At 30.6% G+C, this 23,118-nt stretch carries 24 protein-coding genes, 1 tRNA gene, 1 pseudogene and 1 riboswitch; of the genes and pseudogenes, 11 read left to right on the forward strand and 15 right to left on the reverse strand.

Annotated features, from left to right (window positions below; all coding sequences use genetic code 11):
* Positions 1 to 29 precede the first annotated feature (29 nt).
* The 6 genes from CLHOM_RS14020 (at position 30) to CLHOM_RS14045 (ending at position 4,062) form a co-directional block, all read left to right on the forward strand.
* Positions 30 to 341, forward strand: coding sequence for a hypothetical protein (locus CLHOM_RS14020; RefSeq protein ID WP_052222315.1), 312 nt, complete (start codon positions 30 to 32; stop codon positions 339 to 341).
* A 186-nt stretch (positions 342 to 527) separates the two neighbouring features.
* Positions 528 to 1,130, forward strand: coding sequence for a hypothetical protein (locus CLHOM_RS14025; RefSeq protein ID WP_052222316.1), 603 nt, complete (start codon positions 528 to 530; stop codon positions 1,128 to 1,130).
* A 42-nt stretch (positions 1,131 to 1,172) separates the two neighbouring features.
* A tRNA-Pro gene (locus CLHOM_RS14030) sits at positions 1,173 to 1,248 on the forward strand.
* A 123-nt stretch (positions 1,249 to 1,371) separates the two neighbouring features.
* A complete protein-coding gene (locus CLHOM_RS14035; RefSeq protein ID WP_052222317.1) occupies positions 1,372 to 2,718 on the forward strand; it encodes a [Fe-Fe] hydrogenase large subunit C-terminal domain-containing protein in 1,347 nt (448 codons plus the stop codon).
* Between the two features lie 126 nt (positions 2,719 to 2,844).
* Complete coding sequence (locus tag CLHOM_RS14040) at positions 2,845 to 3,369, forward strand: phosphatase PAP2 family protein (RefSeq protein WP_052222318.1); 525 nt, start codon at positions 2,845 to 2,847, stop codon at positions 3,367 to 3,369.
* A 36-nt stretch (positions 3,370 to 3,405) separates the two neighbouring features.
* Entirely contained in the window at positions 3,406 to 4,062 is a 657-nt protein-coding gene (locus CLHOM_RS14045) for an HAD family hydrolase (protein WP_052222319.1), read from the forward strand.
* A 14-nt stretch (positions 4,063 to 4,076) separates the two neighbouring features.
* Here CLHOM_RS14045 and mnmL read toward each other — a convergent pair whose 3' ends face one another.
* Together mnmL and CLHOM_RS14055 are read right to left on the reverse strand one after the other, a co-directional pair.
* On the reverse strand, positions 4,077 to 5,024 hold the full coding sequence (mnmL, locus tag CLHOM_RS14050) for a tRNA modification radical SAM protein MnmL/YtqA (protein WP_052222320.1): 948 nt from the start codon (positions 5,022 to 5,024) through the stop codon (positions 4,077 to 4,079).
* Between the two features lie 72 nt (positions 5,025 to 5,096).
* Positions 5,097 to 6,209 carry a hypothetical protein gene (locus tag CLHOM_RS14055; RefSeq protein ID WP_052222321.1) on the reverse strand — a complete coding sequence of 371 codons (1,113 nt, stop codon included), beginning with the start codon at positions 6,207 to 6,209 and terminating at the stop codon, positions 5,097 to 5,099.
* 138 nt (positions 6,210 to 6,347) lie between these two features.
* Here CLHOM_RS14055 and CLHOM_RS14060 point away from each other — a divergent pair, with 138 nt between their 5' ends.
* Together CLHOM_RS14060 and CLHOM_RS14065 are read left to right on the forward strand one after the other, a co-directional pair.
* Positions 6,348 to 7,406 carry a YkvI family membrane protein gene (locus CLHOM_RS14060; protein WP_423230641.1) on the forward strand — a complete coding sequence of 353 codons (1,059 nt, stop codon included), beginning with the start codon at positions 6,348 to 6,350 and terminating at the stop codon, positions 7,404 to 7,406.
* An 80-nt stretch (positions 7,407 to 7,486) separates the two neighbouring features.
* On the forward strand, positions 7,487 to 8,371 hold the full coding sequence (locus CLHOM_RS14065; RefSeq protein WP_052222323.1) for a radical SAM protein: 885 nt from the start codon (positions 7,487 to 7,489) through the stop codon (positions 8,369 to 8,371).
* A 17-nt stretch (positions 8,372 to 8,388) separates the two neighbouring features.
* On the opposite strand, the gene CLHOM_RS14070 is transcribed toward CLHOM_RS14065, so the two are convergent.
* The 5 genes from CLHOM_RS14070 to CLHOM_RS14090 form a co-directional block, all read right to left on the reverse strand.
* Complete coding sequence (locus CLHOM_RS14070) at positions 8,389 to 9,054, reverse strand: phosphatase PAP2 family protein (protein WP_052222324.1); 666 nt, start codon at positions 9,052 to 9,054, stop codon at positions 8,389 to 8,391.
* 46 nt (positions 9,055 to 9,100) lie between these two features.
* Positions 9,101 to 10,900, reverse strand: coding sequence for a heme NO-binding domain-containing protein (locus CLHOM_RS14075; RefSeq protein ID WP_052222325.1), 1,800 nt, complete (start codon positions 10,898 to 10,900; stop codon positions 9,101 to 9,103).
* 121 nt (positions 10,901 to 11,021) lie between these two features.
* Complete coding sequence (locus CLHOM_RS14080; protein WP_052222326.1) at positions 11,022 to 12,104, reverse strand: GerAB/ArcD/ProY family transporter; 1,083 nt, start codon at positions 12,102 to 12,104, stop codon at positions 11,022 to 11,024.
* 11 nt (positions 12,105 to 12,115) lie between these two features.
* Positions 12,116 to 13,264 (reverse strand): Ger(x)C family spore germination protein, encoded by a 1,149-nt coding sequence (locus CLHOM_RS14085; RefSeq protein WP_052222327.1) that lies wholly within the window; start codon positions 13,262 to 13,264, stop codon positions 12,116 to 12,118.
* A gap of 5 nt (positions 13,265 to 13,269) precedes the next feature.
* Positions 13,270 to 14,757, reverse strand: a complete 1,488-nt coding sequence (locus tag CLHOM_RS14090; RefSeq protein WP_052222328.1) for a spore germination protein — start codon at positions 14,755 to 14,757, stop codon at positions 13,270 to 13,272.
* 176 nt (positions 14,758 to 14,933) lie between these two features.
* Here CLHOM_RS14090 and CLHOM_RS14095 point away from each other — a divergent pair, with 176 nt between their 5' ends.
* A complete protein-coding gene (locus tag CLHOM_RS14095) occupies positions 14,934 to 15,545 on the forward strand; it encodes a DUF3298 and DUF4163 domain-containing protein (RefSeq protein ID WP_052222329.1) in 612 nt (203 codons plus the stop codon).
* Position 15,546: 1 nt separating this feature from the next.
* Here CLHOM_RS14095 and CLHOM_RS14100 read toward each other — a convergent pair whose 3' ends face one another.
* The 5 genes from CLHOM_RS14100 to CLHOM_RS14120 form a co-directional block, all read right to left on the reverse strand.
* Positions 15,547 to 15,744, reverse strand: a complete 198-nt coding sequence (locus CLHOM_RS14100) for a hypothetical protein (protein ID WP_052222330.1) — start codon at positions 15,742 to 15,744, stop codon at positions 15,547 to 15,549.
* A gap of 104 nt (positions 15,745 to 15,848) precedes the next feature.
* On the reverse strand, positions 15,849 to 16,601 hold the full coding sequence (locus tag CLHOM_RS14105) for an ABC transporter ATP-binding protein (protein WP_052222331.1): 753 nt from the start codon (positions 16,599 to 16,601) through the stop codon (positions 15,849 to 15,851).
* Complete coding sequence (locus CLHOM_RS14110; RefSeq protein ID WP_052222332.1) at positions 16,582 to 17,595, reverse strand: ABC transporter substrate-binding protein; 1,014 nt, start codon at positions 17,593 to 17,595, stop codon at positions 16,582 to 16,584. The genes CLHOM_RS14105 and CLHOM_RS14110 overlap by 20 nt, the downstream gene beginning before the upstream one ends.
* A gap of 17 nt (positions 17,596 to 17,612) precedes the next feature.
* Positions 17,613 to 18,377 (reverse strand): ABC transporter permease, encoded by a 765-nt coding sequence (locus tag CLHOM_RS14115; RefSeq protein WP_052222333.1) that lies wholly within the window; start codon positions 18,375 to 18,377, stop codon positions 17,613 to 17,615.
* Complete coding sequence (locus CLHOM_RS14120; protein ID WP_052222334.1) at positions 18,349 to 18,639, reverse strand: thiamine-binding protein; 291 nt, start codon at positions 18,637 to 18,639, stop codon at positions 18,349 to 18,351. The genes CLHOM_RS14115 and CLHOM_RS14120 overlap by 29 nt, the downstream gene beginning before the upstream one ends.
* A gap of 98 nt (positions 18,640 to 18,737) precedes the next feature.
* A riboswitch (TPP riboswitch) is annotated at positions 18,738 to 18,844 on the reverse strand.
* Between the two features lie 111 nt (positions 18,845 to 18,955).
* Between CLHOM_RS14120 and CLHOM_RS14125 the strand changes: the two genes are divergently transcribed.
* Together CLHOM_RS14125 and CLHOM_RS14130 are read left to right on the forward strand one after the other, a co-directional pair.
* Positions 18,956 to 19,546, forward strand: coding sequence for a GDSL-type esterase/lipase family protein (locus CLHOM_RS14125; RefSeq protein WP_052222335.1), 591 nt, complete (start codon positions 18,956 to 18,958; stop codon positions 19,544 to 19,546).
* 121 nt (positions 19,547 to 19,667) lie between these two features.
* The gene (locus CLHOM_RS14130; RefSeq protein ID WP_052222336.1) at positions 19,668 to 20,741 is read left to right on the forward strand and encodes an HD-GYP domain-containing protein; all 1,074 of its coding nucleotides are present in this window, start codon (positions 19,668 to 19,670) and stop codon (positions 20,739 to 20,741) included.
* A gap of 52 nt (positions 20,742 to 20,793) precedes the next feature.
* Here the strand turns inward: CLHOM_RS14130 and CLHOM_RS14135 are convergent, their stop codons facing one another.
* The 3 genes and pseudogenes from CLHOM_RS14135 to CLHOM_RS14145 all read right to left on the reverse strand — a co-directional run.
* The gene (locus CLHOM_RS14135; protein ID WP_052222337.1) at positions 20,794 to 21,075 is read right to left on the reverse strand and encodes a DUF503 domain-containing protein; all 282 of its coding nucleotides are present in this window, start codon (positions 21,073 to 21,075) and stop codon (positions 20,794 to 20,796) included.
* Between the two features lie 15 nt (positions 21,076 to 21,090).
* Positions 21,091 to 22,677 (reverse strand): DEAD/DEAH box helicase, encoded by a 1,587-nt coding sequence (locus tag CLHOM_RS14140; protein ID WP_052222338.1) that lies wholly within the window; start codon positions 22,675 to 22,677, stop codon positions 21,091 to 21,093.
* Between the two features lie 251 nt (positions 22,678 to 22,928).
* A pseudogene (locus CLHOM_RS14145) lies at positions 22,929 to 23,118 on the reverse strand (succinyl-CoA--3-ketoacid-CoA transferase); the annotation flags it as partial.

Raw genomic sequence — 23,118 nt, forward strand, 5'->3', positions numbered from 1 at the left:
AACATTTTTTCTAGAGAGGGTGTTAGTTGATGAAAAATTTTCTAATTTCTGCAGTAATAGATATTGTCCTCATTTTTATTTCATATTTCACCTTTAGAGCTGTAATAAGTGGTCCAACTAGGCATAGGATATATGAAAAATATCTGCACTCCATGTCAAAATTTATTATTTCTATTTTTATTATTACAGTTCTGATAACTGGCATATGTGCCTTGGTACTTACGAAGACCCGTTATATAGTATATATAAATATTATAGCTCCTTCACTCGTATCAATATTCATTGGATTTATTATATCTTTAGTTCCCACAAGAGGTGAGGGAGATAAGAGCAAGCAATAAAAATTAATAATTTTATTTGAATATATTAAAATTTAGATTTAAAATTATATACCATAATTAAGAATTATGGTATATAATTGTATTACCTATAAGTAAATTAGCAATTATTTCTTTGTTATATTATTTTTTTACTTATAACAACATTTTTTACTAGGTTTTTACATTTTGAGGTGAGGAGAGCCATCGATGCTTGATATTGTAATCATTCTTGCCAACATATTACTGGGTATGAGCGTAATTGGTACGGCAGCCTGCATAATATTATTCTTAGTAGCTAAAATCTTCAAAGTTCACTTTATTGAAAAAATAATTGCCAAGCTATGCATCCTCTTTGCTATAACTTGGTTTATTAATATAAGCTGTAACATACTTATTTTAATATTAACTCCTAAAACTGGTCTTTCTGCAGTAGTTATTAGTCCTGTTAAAAGTATATCTCCAGGTCAAATTATGCTTTCAAAAGATCAAGCAATTCCTAAAAAAGACTACGAAATATCTCTTAGTACAACGGATACTACTATGGAAATTGCCTTGTGGGACTACGCTGAAGAAGATGGAGATAGTATACAAATTTCGTTTAACGGACAACCAGTTTCAAATTCTTTTCAACTTAAAAATTCACCTAAAACCTTCTCTATTCCAACTAAAGGAAAACTTGAAATTAAAGCTACTAAGGATGGATCCAACGGAATAACCTATGCATTATACATAAGCAAAACAAAAAAGACTTATTTCAACTGGAGTGACAATAATGGTATTACCAGTTACACCATTAATAACAGTAAATAATATTGACTTTTATTCTTAGGGAGTATATAATGTTAATGTTTACGGGGTATAGCGCAGATGGTAGCGCGCGTGGTTTGGGACCATGAGGCCGCGGGTTCGAGCCCTGCTACCCCGACCAAGGAATTGTGTAATGCAATTCCTTTTTTATTTTCCTTTACATATTTATCATCTATATTGTTTAATATAAATATATCTTCCATTTAGTAAGTACGAATACTCTAAATAAAAGGAGGTTTTCAACATGAATCCAAAATACGGCAAATTATTCAAGTCTTTAGTTAGATCATATTATAACAATAACTTTGACGAAACAATATTAAGCATCATGAATGATGAAAGTATCGATAAAGATAGTTTAGGAAAAACCATTTCCTTACTTTGCGGTGTTACTGTAAATTATGATGACAACTTTTTAGAAAATCTTAAAAAAGCTATAAGAAATTATGAATTAACTCATAAAATTGTGCATAAAATTAGGAATTGTTCAATGGATTGCTTAGATGAAGAAGGAAAAACTATCTGCCAAAAATCTTGCCCTTTTGATGCAATATTAATAGATCAAAATACGAATTCAAGTTATATTTCCTTAGATAAGTGTACTGATTGTGGGTTTTGTGTAGATGGCTGCCCTACAGGAAGTATTTTAGATAGAGTAGAATTTATTCCTTTAATAGATATTTTAAATAAGGAGAGCATAGTAATTGCAGCAGTTGCCCCATCCATAATCGGACAATTTGGCGAAAATGTAACTATAGACCAACTTAGAGCTGCCTTTAAGCAACTTGGCTTTACCGATATGGTTGAAGTTGCTTTCTTTGCTGATATGCTTACCATAAAAGAAGCAGTGGAATTTGATCATCTAGTTAATAAAACAAACGATTTTATGATAACCTCCTGCTGTTGTCCTATGTGGATTGCTATGCTAAAGAAACAGTTTGAAGAACTTCTTCCTCATGTTTCTCCTTCTATATCTCCTATGATAGCAGCTGGGAAAATACTTAAAGAACTTAATCCAGATTGCAAGGTTGTATTTATAGGTCCTTGCATTGCTAAAAAATCTGAGGCAAAGGAAAAAGACTTAGTTGGTATAATAGATTATGTACTAACTTTTCAGGAACTAAAAGACATTTTTGATGTTTTCGACATCGATCCATCTCTTTTAGAAAATGACTTAGCTACAGAATATGCTTCTAGAGAAGGAAGACTATACGGTCGTACAGGTGGCGTCTCTATTGCTATACACGAAGCTATTAAAAATCTTTTCCCAGAAAAGGCTAAACTAGTAAAGGTCATTCAAGGAAATGGAGTAAAAGAATGTCGTGAAATCCTTACTAAAACAAAGGATCGTCAATTGGACGCGAACTTCATTGAAGGAATGGGCTGCGTTGGTGGATGCGTAGGCGGTCCTAAGGCTATAATTCCAAAAGAAAAAGGAAGAGAGATATTAGATAGATTCGCTGATGATTCGGAAGTATCTATATCACTAAACAATGAATGGATGGAAAATATACTAAAAAAATTATCTCTAGATTCAACAGATGATTTTAACAATAAAGAAAAAACTAAAATATTCAATAGAGAATTTTAAAAAATACATAAATATTAACCCCCTCTAAACAAAGTGTTAAAAATTATACTCTAAAATTAATATATATTTGTAATACATTAATTAATTATGTTAAAATTGAAGTAGTAATTTTGAGGGGGGTCTAGTTTGAATACTTTATTTGAGAAAATACAACGCCAAGATAGAGTTTTATTAAAAGCACTAAATAATTCAATGAATTGTAAAACCTTGGATTTTGTTATGATCCCTGTAACTTATCTTGGTTCTTTGGCATTTTGTATAATATTCTGTCTAACAACCTTACTAAGTTCAAACGAGAATATTCGTATTCTCGGAATAAAGACTTCATCCACCTTATTAATTACAACCCTCGTTTCTAAACTTATAAAAACTTCTGTTAATAGAATTAGACCTTTTATAAAAATGAGTAATCTTAAAATAAAAAAAATCGGCATAGACGAATATTCCTTTCCATCTGGTCATACAACTGCTGCTTTTTCTATAGCCACTACAGTATCCTTTATTTTCCCAAGCTTAATGATATTATCCCTTATTACAGCCTCTTTAGTTGGTATTTCTAGAATATATTTAGGGGTCCATTATCCTACAGATGTTCTTGGGGGAGTGCTTTTAGGTACTATTGTATCTACTATAGTTTTTTATGCTGTCTAATAGAATATTACAATTTACATGCAAGAAGGTGATTTAATGCTAGATAATATTAAAGGTGCTATTTTTGATATGGATGGAACCTTAATCGACTCTATGTGGGTATGGATAAAAATCAATATAGATTTTTTAGGTAAGAGAAATATAGAATGTCCTACAAATATAAAATCTGAGATAGAACATTTAAGCTTTGATGAAACAGCCGTGTATTTTAAAGATAGATTTAACTTACATGAAAGTATTGAAGAAATAGTAAATGAGTGGAATCAAATGGCTTATAATGAATATAAGCATAACGTAAAGCTAAAACCTGGAGTAAAAAGATATTTAACTTTTCTTAAGTCCTTAGGTATTAAAATCGGACTAGCTACTAGTAACTGTCAACTATTACTTGAAGCGGCTTTAACTCAAACAGGAATATATGATTATTTTGATACTATAACTAGAACCGATGAGGTAACTCGTGGAAAGCAATTTCCTGATGTTTATCTTCTTACTGCCCAAAAGCTAGGTGTAGCTCCTGAAGAATGCATAGTATTTGAAGATATTCTACCAGCAGTTATTGGAGCTAAGTCTGCTGGTATGAAGGTAATAGGAATTCATGATACTGCATCTATTAACCAGATGCCAGATATCTCTAAGGTTGCAGATAGGTATATCTATGAATATTCAGAGTTAATGCAAAATGCTATATAATATATAAAATGGGTTTACTTTGAAGTAAACCCATTTGCTCTATATAGCTTTCCTTGGTAAAGATCATCCTTCTCTAGCTTTTCTTCTATAGCATTTAAAATCTCCCATTTTTTAAGGCTCCACATAGGACCAATTATTAAATCTCTTGGAGCATCCCCAGTTAATCTATGAATTACTACTCTAGGTGGAAGCAATGCTATAGCCTCACAAATCAAATCTATATATTCTTCTTTTTCTAGAAAAGTTAATTTCCCTTGGTTATATACTTTAACTAAAGGTGTTCCTTTAAGTAAATGTAATAAGTGCATTTTAACACCTTGAATGTCCTTAGTAGCTAAATATCTAATAGTGTCTAGCATTTCCTTATGTGACTCACCTGGCAAGCCAAAAATAGTATGCGCAACAACATCAATATTTCTACTTCTAAGCCTTTCTAAAGCATCTTCAAATACTGAAAGTTTATATCCTCTATTTATATATTTTGCAGTATCCTCATTTACTGTTTGTAATCCTAATTCTACCCATGTGTAAAGCCTGTCATTATATTCTTTAATTAGTTCTATAACTTCATCACTTAAGCAATCCGGTCTAGTAGCAATTGCCAAGGCAACTACCCCTTCTTTACTTACTGCCTCCTGATACTTTTCTCTCAATTTTCTAATACTTGCATAAGTATTTGTGTATGCTTGAAAATAGGCTATGTACTTACCTTTTTTCCACTTCTTACTCATAACTTCTTGTATTTCTTTAAATTGTTTATCAATAGAAAAATTTCTATTTCCGGCAAAATCCCCTGAACCTCTTTCACTACAGTAAATGCATCCACCTTTACTTATAGTTCCATCACGATTTGGACAAGAGAAACCTGCATCAAGAGAAATTTTAAAAACCTTTTCCCCGAATTTCTCTCTTAAAAAATAATTTAAGCTGTTATACCTCTTGTCTCCCCATTTTTTCATAATCTATGGCTCCTTAAAAATTTATAAAATAATATGTCCATAGTTATTATACACTATGAACATATTATTTAAAAATTACTCTGCCTTTTTTATTTTAAAATTCTTTGTACTCATTTCCCATTGACCTACAAACTCATTATTTTTATCTTGATCACTTTTAGGAACTACCTTATATATCATTTTTTCCTTTTCGAATCTATCGAATACTACATCAACTTTATTTAGAGGATATTCTTCCTCAAATTTTACATTTATAAGTTCACCACTTCCTATAGTGTAAACACGAATACACCTTGCATTTCCCTTTGTATATTGAGCCGCAAGCAACTTTTCATCCTTAGAAAACATTAAATTCTCTATATTCCCATTCTGTATAATATCGCATATTGTCATTTCTTTTCCTATGGGCTTTTCTCTATTTCCTTTAGTTCCTGCATTCCCTGCACCTGCACCTTGGTCGGAACCTTCTGCTCCGCCTCCAGCTCCACCTCCGCCTTTCATTCCTCCTTGGGATCCTTGAGTTTTCATAGTATCATCAAAGGATAAAATTCCAAGAAAAACGCCATCACCTGTAGTAGTTAAGGCTATTGTGTCCCCTGAATAATTTAAAGTCATCATACCATAGTTTGTTTTAGGAATTAACTGGCTTTTCATGTTAGCACTATCATCCTTAGAGTAAGCATACTTAGGAAGTCCGTCAAAGTCAGTAATTAAAAAAGTTTCTACCTCTTTTTCTTTTCTTAGTCTAAGTTGGTTAGACTCTCTAAATGATTCTTTATTGTTTGCTGGTTTTATTTCATTTATTTTATAATCTATTCCGTCTTTTAAAACTTTAAACTTATAATCCAATAACTGTGTTTCTGGCTTTGACGCATTTATTTTTATGACCCTTACAGTAAAGTTCCCCTTGCCTCCGCTTTCACCCATTTCTTCTACCCTAAAGCCCTTAATTTTTAAATCATTTGCCTTTACTTCATTGGTACTTTTTTTAAGTTTTTCAGTTAAAAGCTTAGAAGCTTCTGTAAAATTCTCTTCTGAAACATACTTAAGGTATTTTTCTACCACATTATTAGCTACTTTTATATCAAATCTGTCTTTTTCTCTAACATTTTCAGCTTTTTTTTGTGTGCATGCAGTAAGCATTATAATTAAAAGTATGGCTGGCAAAAAAAATTTATACTTTCTCATGAACAGCATCACCTATCTTTGCAATATACTTTAATGTTATTTTCCCACAAAATAAAAATTTAATTTATATAATCATTATTTTTATTATTTTTTATATATTTATAAAAAGAATTTTATTATCAATATTACGGAGGTATTATTTTGAGGAAAACCTTAAATCTCACTTTTCAGATTTCTGCCGTTTTTATTGGCACCATTGTTGGGGCTGGTTTAGCTTCTGGAGAGGAAATAACACTTTTTTTTACTAGATATGGTTATAAAAGTTTTATAGGAATTTTGATATGCATGGGAATATATATACTTATGGGCTTTAATGTTGTACATATTAGTCTAAAATATAATTTGTCATCATACAATCAGTACGTTAAACTAGTTAGTCCAGGTTTTTTAGGGCAAGTTATTGATATAATTACCTGCTTCTTTTGGATTAGCAGTGCCTCTATAATATTAGCTGGTAGTGGTGCCTTATTAAATCAATATTTCCACATATCTACCTGGTTTGGGACTATTATTATGTGTTCTATTTCCCTTTTTGTTCTTCTCCGAAATACTGAAGGTCTTATAGAGATAAATTCAATAATTGTACCATGCATGATACTAATAGTTACGACTATATTTGTTCTATTTTCAAGCCTTTCTAGGGAGATAATAAGCGTTTCTTATGTTAAGGCTATTCCTGCTAGTAATGCTAATTGGGTTATTTCCTGTTTATTATATGGAGGGTTTAATATTCTGTCCTGCAGTGGAGTTTTAGTTCCATTAAGTAAAGAAATAAATAATAAAAGATCTCTTAAAACTGGTATATTAATAGGTGCCCTTGTACTTACATTTCTAGCAATAATGATAAATTTTATGTTGCTGCTTAACGTTCCAAATATATATAAGTATGATATCCCTTTACTTTATGTAGCTAATAGATTTGGAATCGCTATTCAAATTATGCTTCTAGCAATTATGTGGCTAGAAATGTTTTCAACTCAAGTTTCCGACATTTATAGTCTAAGTAGAACCCTAGAAAGTGTAACAAAAATACCTTATAAAAAATGTGCTATAATTCTTATGATGATTACTATCCCTATTTCAAGACTTGGTTTTGCTAATCTCATTAGATACGTATATCCTGCCTTTGGCGTTATTAGCTTAATATTTATGGTACAATGTATTATATTTAGATTTAAAGAAAGAGTTTATAAATAATAATGTTACAAAATATAGGTTGACAGCATTCTTTTTAGTGTTTAAATTAATAATTGAATACTTTTAAGGATGTGAACAGGATGTTAGAAGGTTGTACTTTGTGTCCAAGAAATTGCAATGTCAATAGAAGCAGCGGAGTTCTTGGATTTTGCAATTCTAATGCTAAGGTTAAAGTAGCAAAATTTTCTCTTCACCATTGGGAAGAACCTTGTATATCTGGCACAAATGGTTCTGGAACAGTATTCTTCTCTAACTGCAATTTGAAATGTGTCTTCTGCCAAAATCATCTAATAAGCAGCTCTGGAATTGGTGAAGAAATATCAGTTGAAGAGCTAAGTGATATATTTCTGGAACAACAAGCTAAGGGTGCCCACAACATTAATTTGGTTACTCCTACTCATTATGTACCACAGATAATTGAAGCTCTAAAACTTTCAAAATCAAAAGGGCTTAAACTTCCAATAGTTTATAACACAAACAGCTATGAAAATATAGAAACAATTAGATCTTTAGCCGATTATATAGATATTTATTTGCCTGATCTTAAATATTTTAATGATAAATACGCAATAAAATATTCTAGTGCACCAAATTATTTTAGTGTGGCTTCAAAAGCGATCAAAGAAATGTTTTCTCAGGTTGGGCATCCACGCTTTGATGAAAATGGATTAATGAAAAGTGGACTAATAGTAAGGCACCTTATGATTCCTAGCCTTCTTTTTGACTCCAAAAAAATAGTAGATTATTTGCACAGCAGCTTTGGAGAATCCATATATATGAGCTTAATGAATCAATTTACTCCTTCTCATAAAGTAAATAATTATCCAGAAATCAGTAAAATCTTAAATCAAAAACACTATAAAGCATTAATTGATTATTGTATAGATATTGGAATGCACAATGTCTTTATTCAAGAAGAAGGTACTGCATCAGAAAGCTTTATACCTGATTTTAATTTAAGATAAATAAACACCTTAACAGATTAATCCGTTAAGGTGTTTTCCATTCTATTATTAACTTTTAATTTAACAAATATCTCTATAGCTAAATATACAATAGTACCTAAAAGAAGTCCTGCTATTACATCAGATAGGTAATGCTGCTTAACAAACATTGTTGATAAAATAATTAGCGTTGATATAGTAATGCTAATACTCTTAATAAATGAACTTAATTTATCAGAAATGCTTGTATACAATGCTACTAAATATGCATTTAACACATGTATACTTGGCCAGCAATTAAAGGGATTATCCCTTTCATAAACCCATAAAACTATCTTATCAAATATATCTTTATCCTCTACTGAAGGTCTTTGCACATATGTAGGATAGAAGAAATAAATCAAGTAGCAAGTTAACATACCTATACATAAGCCTCCAACTAGCTTAAAGTAGTTGTCCTTATCAACAAGGCAAAGTACTATTAAAAAAATAGCTACATACGGATACCAAGATACATATGGTAATATAAATACTTTTAAAAATGGTATTATATTATCAATAGGCAGCTTTTGGACATATACAATGCCTCTATATCTATTAAGTATTGGGTATAATATACTTATCATTGGTATTATAAAAGCAAAGGAAACTCTAAAACAAAACTCTCTAGTACATAATTTCCTTTGTTCTTCTATTACTTTCATAAATATCCCCCTAATGTCTGCGTGCTCAATAAAACTGATAGAAATTCTATATCTTATATTTAGAAAGCTGTACTTTAAATTCCTCAGTAAGCTTTTTAAATTCGTAAATATTATCAATTAAATTCTTAATTTCATTTGTGTAATTAGAGACATTAGCACTAACTTCTTCAGAGGAAGCTGAATTTTCTTCTGCAATAGCAGATAAGGATTCAATGTTCTCATATATACTTGCAATAGAATCTGCCTCTTTATCAAGTTCATTAATAGTTTTAATCATAGAAGCGGCAACTATTTGAACAGACTTAGTTGCATCTAAACTAATATCTCTAACCTTTTCTAAATTGGTTGTTTCCCCTTCTAAAACCTCATACTGAATTCCTATCTTATCAACTAAAATATTTATCTCATTAACGAACTCAGCTAGATTTGAATTAATCTCTTCAACAGCTCCTTGAGTCTGCTCTGCAAGCTTTCTTACCTCTTCAGCTACTACTGAAAATCCTCTTCCTGCCTCACCAGCGCGAGCTGCCTCAATAGAAGCATTTAAAGCTAAGAGATTTGTTTGTTCTGAAATTTGAGATACAATGGAAACAATGCTTGTAATATTATTAGCCTTTTCCTCTAATTCAATTCCTTTATCTTTAACTTCTTGGAACTTCTGAAGGCTGTCCATAATATTCTTACTAGTACTTTCTACATTAGAGTAACTGTTATTAATCTTATCTAATGCAGTTTCAAGTTCTTCTTTATTAGAATTTTCGCTATTAACAATTTCTTTTAAGGTTTCTATGTTTCCATTTAAAATAGATGCAGCATTCTGTGTATTTTCAGCTTGACTTACTGCACCATTTGCCACTTGCTCAACAACCCCTGATATTTCCTCTGAGGTTCTTTTCATAGAATCAGAAATAATGTTAATATTTTTTACGAAGGTATTCATTTCATCAGTAACACCCTTAAAGCCTACAAAATCTGTCCTAACAACTTTTCTGTGTTCTTTTAAGAGCTCGTACAACTCTTCGAAAAAGTCTCCTGTAACAATTTGTCCTTCTTCTGTATAGTCATTTTTATTTATTTTATTTATTTCCTCTTCTATAAGCCTCTTTGGTCTTAAAATCATAGATATAATGAATGCTGCCACAAGACCTGGAACTAAAGAAACTATAGCAATCTTAGGAATATCGGAAGCTCCTAGGGTAAAAATATTTACTACTGCAGAAATTATTGCAGTAAAAACTCCTACCTTAGCTGGTATACTTCTAATAAAGCCTAGGGAAATAGCCTTATTAAATGTATATGTCTTCTTATAAAATATATCATTTTCAAAAGTAAATTCTAGCTTTAAAGTACCTTCCGATTTAGATAATTCTTTAATAATCAACTTCTCTTTAAAAAACTCCGCACTACCTTCAATTAAACCTAAGCAGTAATCAAACATTTCCCTTTTAGAATTGTATGTAAAAATAGCCTTTCTATTTGCTATTGGTTTAATATCAACAATAGGTGGTTTTGCTCCTGGAAATTTCTTAACCATTTCCACATGGATATCAAAAAGAGACTTGAAAAATGAATATAGATTATCATGTTCAAAAAAAGCAGGGAAATCACCAAAAAAGGATACTATATTATCTTTGCCTATAAGTTTCCATAACTCTTTTATTTCTATTCCTTTTTCTTTTGCAATGTATCCAATTACTTCTCTAACTTCATCATCATCAACGTTTTCTGCAGGTGAAAACAATCTTTCTATCTTCCAACCAACTGAACTCATGGCATTATTAACTACATCATCATCATAAATCTTCCTGCATGTTTTCATCCATGTAGCTACAACAGTTCCTTTCATGTTAACCCCTCCTTAGACAAATGGGCAATTTTTCAATTAATTCTACGAATTACATCTTAACTAATATTATATCTTATTATTAGGTTTTTGTTAATCTCTCTATTGTAAATTTTATATATATTTAACCTAAAGAAGATTTTATTTTTATTTCAGATATAATCCATAGGATAAAAGGAAGAACTACCTGAAAGGTTAATGCATATGGTGGCCAAACATTTATTATAAATTCTATTCCCTCCATTGAATTAGAATATAAAATATATCCTACACTAGCAGCTAAAAAAATTATTATTAATGAAATAGCTTTATAATTTTTTAAATTGAAAATATAGCCTATGCCTTTCATTGTGGCAATAAACATTATTGAGAACTTTAAAAATATTGTATATACAAAAGTTTGTAATATAATTATCTCTACCCTCTCAAAAAGTTTTCCAATAGTGAGCCTTCTTAAGGTTACAAAAGTGGTAAGATAAGAATTCAAATAGGTTTCTCCACCTATTATAAGTAAAATACAAAATACTACTATAAGCAATACTAACATTCCTATGAGAACTCCTTTTAGTATTATATTTTTAAAGCTTTTAGCATCTTGTATATTTTCAAATACCATTGAGAATACAAAACTTTGAGTTATGGGAAAAGATAAGGTACTTAATGCACCCTTGATTACAGGTGACATTCCGTTATACATTACTGGTAATATTCTATCTATTTTCATTTGTGGAATAAGAAAAGGAAAAGGGATTAAAAGTATAAATAATATTATTGGAAACATTATAATGGACCATCTTCCTAAAATGTTTATTCCACCATACAATCCCAAAATACCTAGCAGTCCTAAGAAAATCATATTAACTTCCATAGGTGTTTCTTGAGGTCCTACTCCATATATGAAATCACCTAAATTTCTTAGTAAGGCTGCTACAGTTACAAAAAAATGAAATGTAAATATAATATTGAATACTTTACCAAAAAATTTACCAAATACTATATCACAGATTTCGAAAGCATTTTTCCCTGGAAATTTTTCTAATATTCTAGAATACATTAATGCTATTGGAATAAATATAATAAATGCTAGTATTATAGATATCCATGCATTTTCTTTAGCAATACGCCCAGGAGTATTTGATATAGAAGTACCAATAGTAAATAAAATCACTATTGTTAAAGCCTGTTTATCAGTAATTTTATTATTCATTAATCTCACCTTTATTCAATAATTTTAGAGTAAAGTGCACTTCCTTTAAGGTTTACTTTTACATTTATAATTGTAGTTATATTTGGAAATATATTGTCCCAATTGCTTTCACTTTCTTTCCATACCTTAGGGTACTTATTCTTTACTAATTCCCCAAAGCCTAAAACATCACTATCGAAATCTTTTTGAATTTTTGACAAAAATTCTGTACAATTATCCTTTATTGTATTTTCTAGCTGTTCTTTCATGTATTCTTGAACATCCTTCCTCATGAAGTCTAATTTGTAATTCATAACCTCAGCAATAATTGCATCTGTTGTAATATCTATCTCCATAATAAATTTTCCATCTTTATACAAAGGTTCTATTTTTGTCTTACTTCCTTCTATCTCATAGGTTACCTTTGAATTTTCATCTCCAAAGACAACATTTTCTATTCTAAGGCCTCCATCTTCTTCATTTATTAACAATCTGTAGCTTCTAACCTCTTCATCTATAATAGTACCTATCATCTTATTTTTCTTAAATACAGCACTCTTTAAGCTCAAATTTGGAGTTTCTGTATAAATATCCTTGGAAGATAGTATAGGTAATACAAGATTCTTGCCTTTAAGTGCCACAGTATCGATTACTTCATACATTTTCACAGGATATATTTTCGATAGTCTTTTAACGTTATCCATGGTCTCTAGTATGTGCATTGAAATTGCTTCACCTTTTGTTTTGTTCTCTTTAAATATATCTGCCGCTTTATCCTCAGCTATTATTACCCTTCCTTCTGACCTAGCTTCTATATCCCTATAAAGAAAATCAAGGACAGAAATTATTCCTTCATCTTCTGCAATCTTTTTATCTATTATTAAAACTTTCATATTTGCCCAATAAAGAAATCTACCATTTTTCACTATAAATTTTCTCACAGGCTCAAATACAGTTTTACCTGTCATTTGTAATATAGTAGTTTTTGTTTCTGCAGTTTGACCTGAAATTTCAGATGTTCTCAATACTTCTATTGTAAGTAAATACTCATCTTTACTAATCTTATCAATAGCAGCACCTAACACAATGGGCAATTCATTGATTTCCTTATACCCCCAACATCCTGTCATTACTATTAAATTAATGATTATAAGAAAGGCACTCAATGCTTTTTTCCACATAATTTTTACTTACCCTTTCTCCTATTTTTAAATCTTAGTCTAATAGCATCTTTAGCTAATAACTGAGGTTTTTTATCCATATATGGCCAAGGTTTTCTTATTATAGAGTCTTGAAAATTGTGTCTATCAATTAAACTAGTATATTCCATATAATTTATTCCAAAAGAATTCATAGAAACTAAATAGAAAGAAATTGCGATTAATCCAAAGCTATATCCAAATAGACCTAATGTAGTAGATAAGCATATCAACAAAACTCTAAGTATAATTGATGTTGTAATTAAATTTGGGATAGTAAATCCTGAAATACCAGTTATAGCTGTTATTATTACCATAGGAGCACTTACAAGCCTAGCATTTACAGCAGACTCTCCTAATACCAATGCTCCAACTATACTTACCGCCTGCCCAATCTGCTTAGGTAGTCTCGCTCCAGCTTCTCTCAATATTTCAAAAGTAACTAACATTACTACTGCTTCAATCACGGTTGGTATAGGAACTCCTGCCCTTGCCTGTGCTATACTAATATACAAATTTGTTGGTAAAATTTCATGATGAAAATTTACTATACCTATATATAGTGCCGGAACACTTATTGTAAGCCAAAAGCACATTGCCCTTAGTATCCTGTTAAAGCTAGAAAACATATATCCATGATAATAATCTTCATTAACCTGAAAATATTCTATAAACAAAAATGGCACTGTTAATACAAAAGAAGAATTATCGCAAATAATTGCCACTCTTCCTTCCAAAAGTTTAGATGCAACAACATCCGGTCTTTCTGTGCTTCCAACAGTTTTGAAGATTGATAGGGCGTTATCTTGTATCAGCTCTTCTATATAATAGGATTCTAAAATTCCATCTATATTAATATTATTTATCCTTTGTATTACTTCATTAACTACCTCATTATGGGCAATGCCTTCTATATATGAAATGCAAATCTTGGTTTTCGTAGCATTTCCAATTGTAATATACTGAAATTTCAAATCTGTATTATTAATTAGCTTAGTTAATAGAGTAATATTTGTATTAATTGCTTCTGTAAATCCTACTCTGGGTCCTCTTACTACACTTTCTGAGGGTGGTTCAGTAATCTGTCTTTCCTTTATATCTGTTGTCTCTAAAATTAACGCTTCTTCACTACCCTCTACAAATAAGATAGATTTACCCCTATTAATTGACTCTGCAACTTCAGTAATTGATTTGCTCTTTTGAACATTATTTATTTCAATTATATTTAAACTTATATAGTCAATGTACCTTATATCTATTTCACTTGGCTTTAAAGAAATGCCCATAATGGGTTTAATAATATTTTCATTAACAATATTATTGTTTACCATTCCGTCTATATAAATGAGACAATAACTTGATCTTGCATTCTTACTTTTTAATTCCCTATATACTATTGAATCATTGTTACTAAATATCTTTTTAATTATTTTAATATTTTCTTTTAGGCTTTCACTTACTACTAATTCTTCCATTACAATATCCTCTTAATCCTTATAGTAATACTATAATTTCCATACAATAAACCAATTATATAAATATTAGAATTCATTGAAATTTTAATTAATTTATAATATTTATCAATTTAAATTAACCCTATTTTTATTATTGAATAAGATGTAAGTATAGAAAACTAGAAGGAGTGCCTTATATGTTTGGTATACAATTACCTGTAGATATTGATACAATTCACATTACTAGACCTAATTTGTATATAGACTACCCTAAGATTGTAAGACTGGGAAACATTCAAGTTCAACAAATGATAAATGATGATATCATGAAATCAGTTGATAAAATGATAAAAGAGCAGGGATACTTTCAAAATCCTAACACCACCATGTGGGGTTCTTACGAAGTTAAAACTAATGAGAGAGCGGTTTTAAGCATAAACTTAATTAATGATGCTTATTCTGGTGGAGCACACGGCTTAACTGTAATGCAGGGACTTACCTATGATATAAATACTGGCACCATGTATCAACTTAAGGATTTGTTTAAGCCTAACTCTAATTATCAAAGAATTCTATCTGATATAGTTAGAAAGCAAATTAAAGATAGAAACATATTTGTCCTTGGAAGTTTTATTGGAATAAAATCTAACCAAGATTTTTATATAGCGGACAAAGCTTTAGTTTTATATTTTCAACTATATGAACTTACCTCTTATGCCTTTGGATTTCCTAGCTTCCCTATATCTGTTTATGAAATTGAAGATATAATTGATCAGCAAAGCCCTTTAGGGAAAATGATACATCTTTAGGTTAAAGTTTTTTAGAAATACTTCTGTAGAGAATGATTGCAATATTTCTTGGTATTATCTCAATATATATGCCTACACTTATTGCAATTAACATAATAGTAAATACTATACTTACAATCATTTCTTTGGCTAAATTTTTCTTATACAAAATAACTATTTGAGAAATCCCAGCTATTAAATATATAATTATTAATATCACTGATATCTCCTCTTTCTTAATTTTGCTTCTTTAATTTAGTATCTTCAAAATTAAAGAATTTATGTCTAAATAAAAAACTGTTTTAAGCTTTTGGCTTAAAACAGTTAAATTATATTCAGTATCCTTTTTTTTATATTATTGAACTCAGGGGAAGCTACCATTGTCTTATCTTCCCTATTTTTAAGATCTACTATTATCTCTTCCTTTATACTAGCAGGCTTATCAGATAATACATATATTCTATCAGATAAGAAAATTGCTTCCTCAATATCATGTGTTATGAATAATACTGTAGATTTTAATTCTTTTACCATCTCTAAAAGCCAAAAATGCATTTTGCTTCTTGTAATAGCATCCAAAGCCCCAAAGGGTTCATCTAGCAGCATTATATCTTTTGAAAACATATAGGTTCTAAGTAAAGCAGCTCTTTGCTTCATACCACCTGATAACTGGTAGGGATATTTATTTTCAAATCCTTCAAGTCCAAAGGCTTTAAAATAATCCTTAACCTTCTCTCTTGCCACATGTTCTTTTTCTCCCTTTACAACAAGAGAAATAGCTACATTGTCAATTATTTTTTTCCATGGAAACAATAAGTCCTTTTGATGCATATAGCTTACTCTTCCAAGCCTTCCAGTAAAATCTTCTCCATCAATTAGTATTTTACCCTGATCAGCCTTTAGAAGACCAGAAATCATATTAAATATAGTGCTTTTCCCACTGCCGCTGGGTCCTAAAATGCTTACAAACTCATTCTCTTTTGCATAAAAGCTAATATTATCTATAACAGAAATTTCTCCGAAGCTCTTTTTTAAATTCTCCACTCGTATCTTTTCATTACTCTGGTAGATACTCATTTGTGAAAGCCTCTTTTGCATCCATGTTTTTAGGAATAAGCTTCTTTTCAAATAGGAATTGAGTATAGTTATTCCAAACTTCCTCTTTCATTTCTCCCCATCTTTTGACATCAGCCTTGTATTCTTTAGCTAAGTACTTCTGGCTTGCCACAGCAAGCTTTGCATCTATTTCTGGTACAGCTTTTACAAGTATATTGGCACTTTCTTCTGGATTATCAATTGAATATTCATATCCCTTAGTAGTCGCCTTTAAGAACTTTTTAACAAGCTCTGAATTATCCTTTAAAACCTCTTCGTTAGCTATTATTAAAGGAGTATAGTAATCCATTCTTTTATCTAGTTTTCTTAATTCAATATAATTAATTGGGAAGCCTTTTAATTCTGCTTCTATTCCAGTCCAACCATAGAAAATCCATTCAAAATCTATGTTCTTTTTAGTTACAGTAAAAAAGTCATCTGAACCAGCATCTACCATCTTAAGTTTCTTAAAGTCTGCTCCTGCATTTTGCATTAAAGCGTTAAGTATAGCTTCTTCTGAAGGAGATCCCCAACCTCCATATACTTTACCTTCAAAATCCTTTGGAGTTGCTATATCTTTATCCTTTGGAGAAGCAAATCCAGAGGTATTATGTTGAATTATGGCAGCTATAGCCTTAATAGGAAGTGGCTTTTCTGCGGTCTTTGCATAAGTAACCTCTTCTTGATAGCTTATTCCAAATTGAGCCTTTTTAGCTGCTATAAGAGCTGCTGCTCCCTCCTGTGAAGGCTGTATTATATCTACATCTAGTCCTTCTTCCTTGAAAAAGCCTTTAGCCTTTGCAACATATAATCCAGTGTGATTAGTATTAGGCACCCAATCTAATACAACTGTAACCTTTTGCAGCTCTTTTGGCTCTTTAGCAGCCTTGTTATCTTCTGCCTTTTTACTACATCCAGCAATTATTCCTAAGGACAATATCGCTATGGCAGCTAATGCAATAATCTTTTTCTTCATAGTCCATTCCTCCTAAATTATTTTTCTTTTTCATTCCATGGGGTAAGCAATCTTTCAATAAAATATAGTACCCCGAATAATAACATGCTCAATAAGATAATTATTATTGTGACTGCAAATACTTTATCAATAGCAAAGGATTTTTTAACTCTCATCATATAAAATCCCAGACCTGCATCTCCTCCAACCCACTCTCCAATAACAGCTCCCATAATACTATAAGTAGCTGCAATCCTAAGACCAGAGAAAAAATTCACCATTGCTGCTGGAAGCTTTACCAGCTTAAATATTTGGATTTTACTTGCTCCCATTAATTTCAAAAGATTGATCATATCCTTATCTACAGAATCTAATCCATCCATAAGACTTATAACAATAGGGAAAAAACATATCAATATTACTACAATGATTTTTGGTGTTAGACCAAATCCAAACCACATTCCAAATAATGGAGCTAGTACAACTGTTGGTATGGTTTGAGAAACAATTAGTATTGGATATAGGCTTTTTCTTATTAGCTTAATATTATCCATTAAAATAGCCAAAACTAATGCAATAATTATGGACATGACAAATCCCAAAATTGCTTCTTTTAAGGTTACAAATATATGTCCTTTTATAGCTGGAAGTATTTTAAATAAAGCATCTATCACATCTGTAGGAGAAGGCAATATAAATCTCTCTATAATTCCTTTATCTATTGTAAATTGCCATAAGAAAAGTATTATTATTTGAAATAACACAGGTAAAAAGCTATTTCTTATATTTATATACTTTTTCATCCATTGTCACACCTTCAAGTTTATAATCTATCTTTACAACAGATGCAACTCTTGCTGCTCCCTGTTCAATACATATTTCCTGAGCCTTTTTTACTATATCTAGAAGGATATCTAAATCTCCTTCCATTGTAGTTTCCATAGGTCCAACCTGATATTTTACTCCACAAGAATCAATATATTCAATAACCTTGTCTACCACAGGATAAATTCTCTCTTCCTCTACTACTGGAAGCACTTGAAGACTTACATTTACATTTGGCATAATTTATACCTCCTAAATTATTTAATAATAATTAAAGCCCTCTATCCTAAAAGGATAGAGGGCACATATACAAAATAATATATAAAGAGTGTAAATAAGTTTTTAGATATTACTCTCCCTACGCCGGCATTATCCGTTCAGGTTCTAAGGGTCGAAACTCAATTATTTCCTCTCAGCCAAAGCATTGGCTCCCCCGAAACATAATTTATTTTTAATTTACTTATATGTTACTTAATAAAATATTATGTGTCAATTATTTTATTGTAAATTTAAATAGTGGTAAAATATATTTAATTATTTTATAGGAGGTTTTTTAATGAAACTATTACTTATTGGCGATAGCTTAACTTATGGATATAGAGTAGAAGAAAAATATAAATGGACTAATATTTTAAGTAAAAAACTTAATATTGAAATATCAAATAAAGGTGCACTTGGAGATACTACCGCTGGAATGAATTTAAGATTATCTGAAGAGCTGCTGGAGGAGCATGCTGATATAGTTTTTATAATGGGAGGTACTAACGATTTCTTAATGGGATACTCACTTGAAAATGTTCAGAATAATTTTAAGCAGATGATTCAAGATGTAAATAATATCTCATTAAAAGTAATACTTGGTATTCAGCCTCCTACCATTGAAGCTATGGCAGAAATAATGTGGATTGATAATGTTGATTATAATAAAGTAAATGCTAAAATTAAAGCATTGAGAGAATGGATTATAAATAACTCATCAGAACTCAATTTTAATTTCATTGATTTTTTCCATGAATTTAATAACCTATTATTACACAAGGAGTTTAGAAATTACTATATAGATGGTGTACATATGAATAATACCGGTCATGAAGCTATGGCAAAAATAGCTATTGACTTTATGAATAAAAATAAAATTTTTACATGATAATTTTAAAAACTACATATTTTTATTATTTTAATTGTATGTTATCATTATGTATATAGGTTATTTGCTAAAACTAACAAACTGAGACCTACTTTACTATATGTGAGGAGAATTAGCAGCTATGAGAAAAATAAGTATTTCACAAATAACAGGTAATGAAGTATTAGGAAAACCAATTTATGATATATCTGGAAGACTGATGTTAGCCGCTGGTACTACCTTAAAGCCTGGATTTAAGATGAGATTAGGGCAAATGGGCATATTATCCGTATACATAGATGACGAACTTTCAAAAGGAGTCGAAATGGAGGACTACATATCTGAAGAGCTTCGAAATGAAACTAAACAGACTATCAAGAAAGGCTTTACAAAGTTCATCAATAAGCAAAGTTCATCCTTAAACGAAATCCTTAAGAAAGTAGATTCTCTGGTTGATTCTATTTTATCTAGAGAAGAAGTTATGATAAATATTTGTGATATTAAGTCAAAGGACATGCACTTATATGAACATTCTGTAAGCGTTTGTGCCTTATCTATAATAATGGGCGTAAACCTTGGGTATACGGAAGATCATCTAAAGGAGCTGGCTGTAGGTTCACTTCTTCATGATCTTGGCAAGCTTATAACCCCGCAAGACATAATAGATAAAAATAGAGAAGGCACTTTAACTGCAGATGATTTAGAAATTATTAAGACCCATCCTCTAGATGGCTATGAAATCATGAATGACAGGTTTGACATAAGCTATATATCTAAAGCTATAATTCTTATGCATCACGAAAATTGCGATGGATCCGGCTTCCCTCTTGGGCTTACTGATGATAAGCTGCATGAAACAGTAAAATTAGTATCTATATGTAATACTTTTGATAACCTTACTTCTGATTTTAGCGGAAGCACTAAAATGGAGGTTTATGAGGCTTTAGAGTATCTTGTTGCTATGAGCGATACTCTATTTGATAAAGCTTTAGTTAATACATTCATAAAAAATGTTGCTGCTTACCCTTCTGGAAGCATTGTTAAGTTGAATACAGGAGCCTGTGGAATAGTATTAAAACAAAATAAAGCTTTTCCTCTAAGGCCTATTATAAACCTAATCTTCGATGAAAAAGGTGAAAAATTAGAGACTCCTATAGAAATGGATTTATCTCAAGAGACTACTGTATTCATTTTAGGTACAACAAATTCTATTTAAATAGACATTTAAAAGGATATATATTCGTTAGAATTATATATCCTTGTTTATTTTATAGTATTTCTGTATAGACATTTTCTACTAATGCCTCTGTATTACCTTCAATATAATTTACAACATTTTGAATAATATCATTGGCTAATCTAGAACTATTAGTAACACAAGCTATTCCTATTACAATAGATTTATGGTAATCTTGATTTTCCACTTCTGCAATAGAAACATTAAACCTGTGCTTTGTTTTGTCAATTATGCTTTTTACAATCATTCTCTTTTCTTTTAAGGAATGAACCCAATCTGCATAAAGATATACCTTAGCAGTTCCTATGATCATTTCAAGCACCTCTTATTATTTTGCATTGGCAGGTTCTATATTTATTTTCTTGCCTTTAATAGTATTATTTTTCATAATATCTAATACTATTCGAGCACTTTCCTTTGGAACTTCAACAAAAGTAAACTTTTCGTATATGTCAATTTTTCCAATTAATTTTCCTTGTATTCCTGTCTCTCCTGCAATTGCTCCAATTACATCTCTTGCTTGTATATTTTGGGCTCTACCAGCATTTATAAATAGTCTAACCATTCCTTGCTCTGCACCAGTATCACCTATTTCATCAAATTCGTCAGCAATTTCTTCTCTTTTCTCTTCTCCCATGCTCATCTTTAATAGAGCAGCTGCAATATCTATAAGCGCAAAATCCTCATCAAGTAACTTCTCAATATGATCAATGTAATTTCCTAAAAGTCCTTGCTCAATAGTGTCCTTAACCTTATCAAGGAAAACATTCATTTTATATTCTTCTACATCACTTGCTGTAGGGACTTCTTCTCTTTTTATTTTAATTTTTGCATATTGCTCTATATCCTTTAATTTACGTATTGCCTTTCCAGCAACAAAAGTATACGCTACTCCTGATCTTCCTGCTCTTCCAGTTCTTCCTATTCTATGAACGTAATACTCTTCATCCTGTGGTAAATCATAATTAAATACAATTTCTACATCATCTACGTCAATTCCTCTTGCAGCAACGTCTGTTGCAACTAAAATTTCTACTGTTCCATTCCTAAATTTACTCATGACACGATCTCTTTGTTGTTGCTTCATGTCTCCATGTAGTCCTTCAGCAAAATATCCTCTTGATTGGAGCTGAGCTACAACTTCATCAACTCTCTTCTTAGTATTACAGAATACTACTGATAGTTTTGGGCTGCGTATATCAACAAGTCTAGATAAAACTTCTATCTTTGAGCTCTCTTTTACTTCTAGGTATCTTTGCTCTATACTTGGAACTGTTAATTGCTTATGAACAACCTTTATAAATTCAGCATTTTTCTGATACTGCTTGCTTAAATCTAAAATAGGTTTAGGCATAGTAGCCGAAAATAAAACTGTTTGCTTTTCTTTAGGCATATCTTTTATAATAGTTTCAATATCTTCTCTAAAGCCCATATCTAGCATTTCGTCAGCTTCATCTAAAACTATCATTTTAATGCTTTCAGTCTTTATGGTTTTTCTATTCATATGATCCATAATACGTCCTGGAGTTCCTATAATGATCTGAACTCCTCTTTTTAAAGCTTTAATTTGACGGTCTATTGGCTGGCCTCCATAAACAGCAAGGATGTTGATACCTTCTTTATATTTACCAAGCTTATTTAACTCTTCAGTGGCTTGGATCGCAAGTTCTCTTGTAGGACATAATATCATTACTTGTAAATTATTTTGCATTGGATTTACAATTTCTAATGCAGGTATTCCAAAGGCAGCAGTTTTACCTGTTCCTGTTTGTGCTTGCCCTATAACATCCTTTCCATTTAATATAAAAGGAATTGCCTTTTCTTGAATCGGTGATGGCTCTTCAAAGCCTATATCAGCAATAGCTTTTTTCAGCTCTTCTGATATTTGTAAATCTTCAAACTTAATCTTTCCCATATTTACTTCCTTCCAACTTTAATTTTGATTATGTTAATTTTCCTAAAATTATCCGAAAATGTTTAATACTAAGCAATCATAATCATTTTAACTTAACTAATTTATTATATATGTATTATTCCCAATATGCAACGAAATATATTTATGGAAAGGTTTAGATGAAAAATATTTTTTTATTCATAAATAATATAATAACCAATAAGTCAACTCATTGGTTATTGTATTATTTATAAGATATTTAACTTTAATGTTTATACATTTAGTTCTGTTAGATTAGGAGATATGATTAATTCCGCTTCCGTCAAGGCTTGAATCTGTTCTATGGTATATTGAGGATTTATCTCTTTTAAGACTATTCCCTCTTTTGTTACCTCCATTACTCCCATTTCCGTAACAATTAGATTTACTTGTTCTTTCGCAGTTAAGGGTAAATTACATTTT

It is taken from the genome of Clostridium homopropionicum DSM 5847, from assembly GCF_001263795.1.
In the GTDB taxonomy this organism is placed as follows: domain Bacteria; phylum Bacillota; class Clostridia; order Clostridiales; family Clostridiaceae; genus Clostridium_H; species Clostridium_H homopropionicum.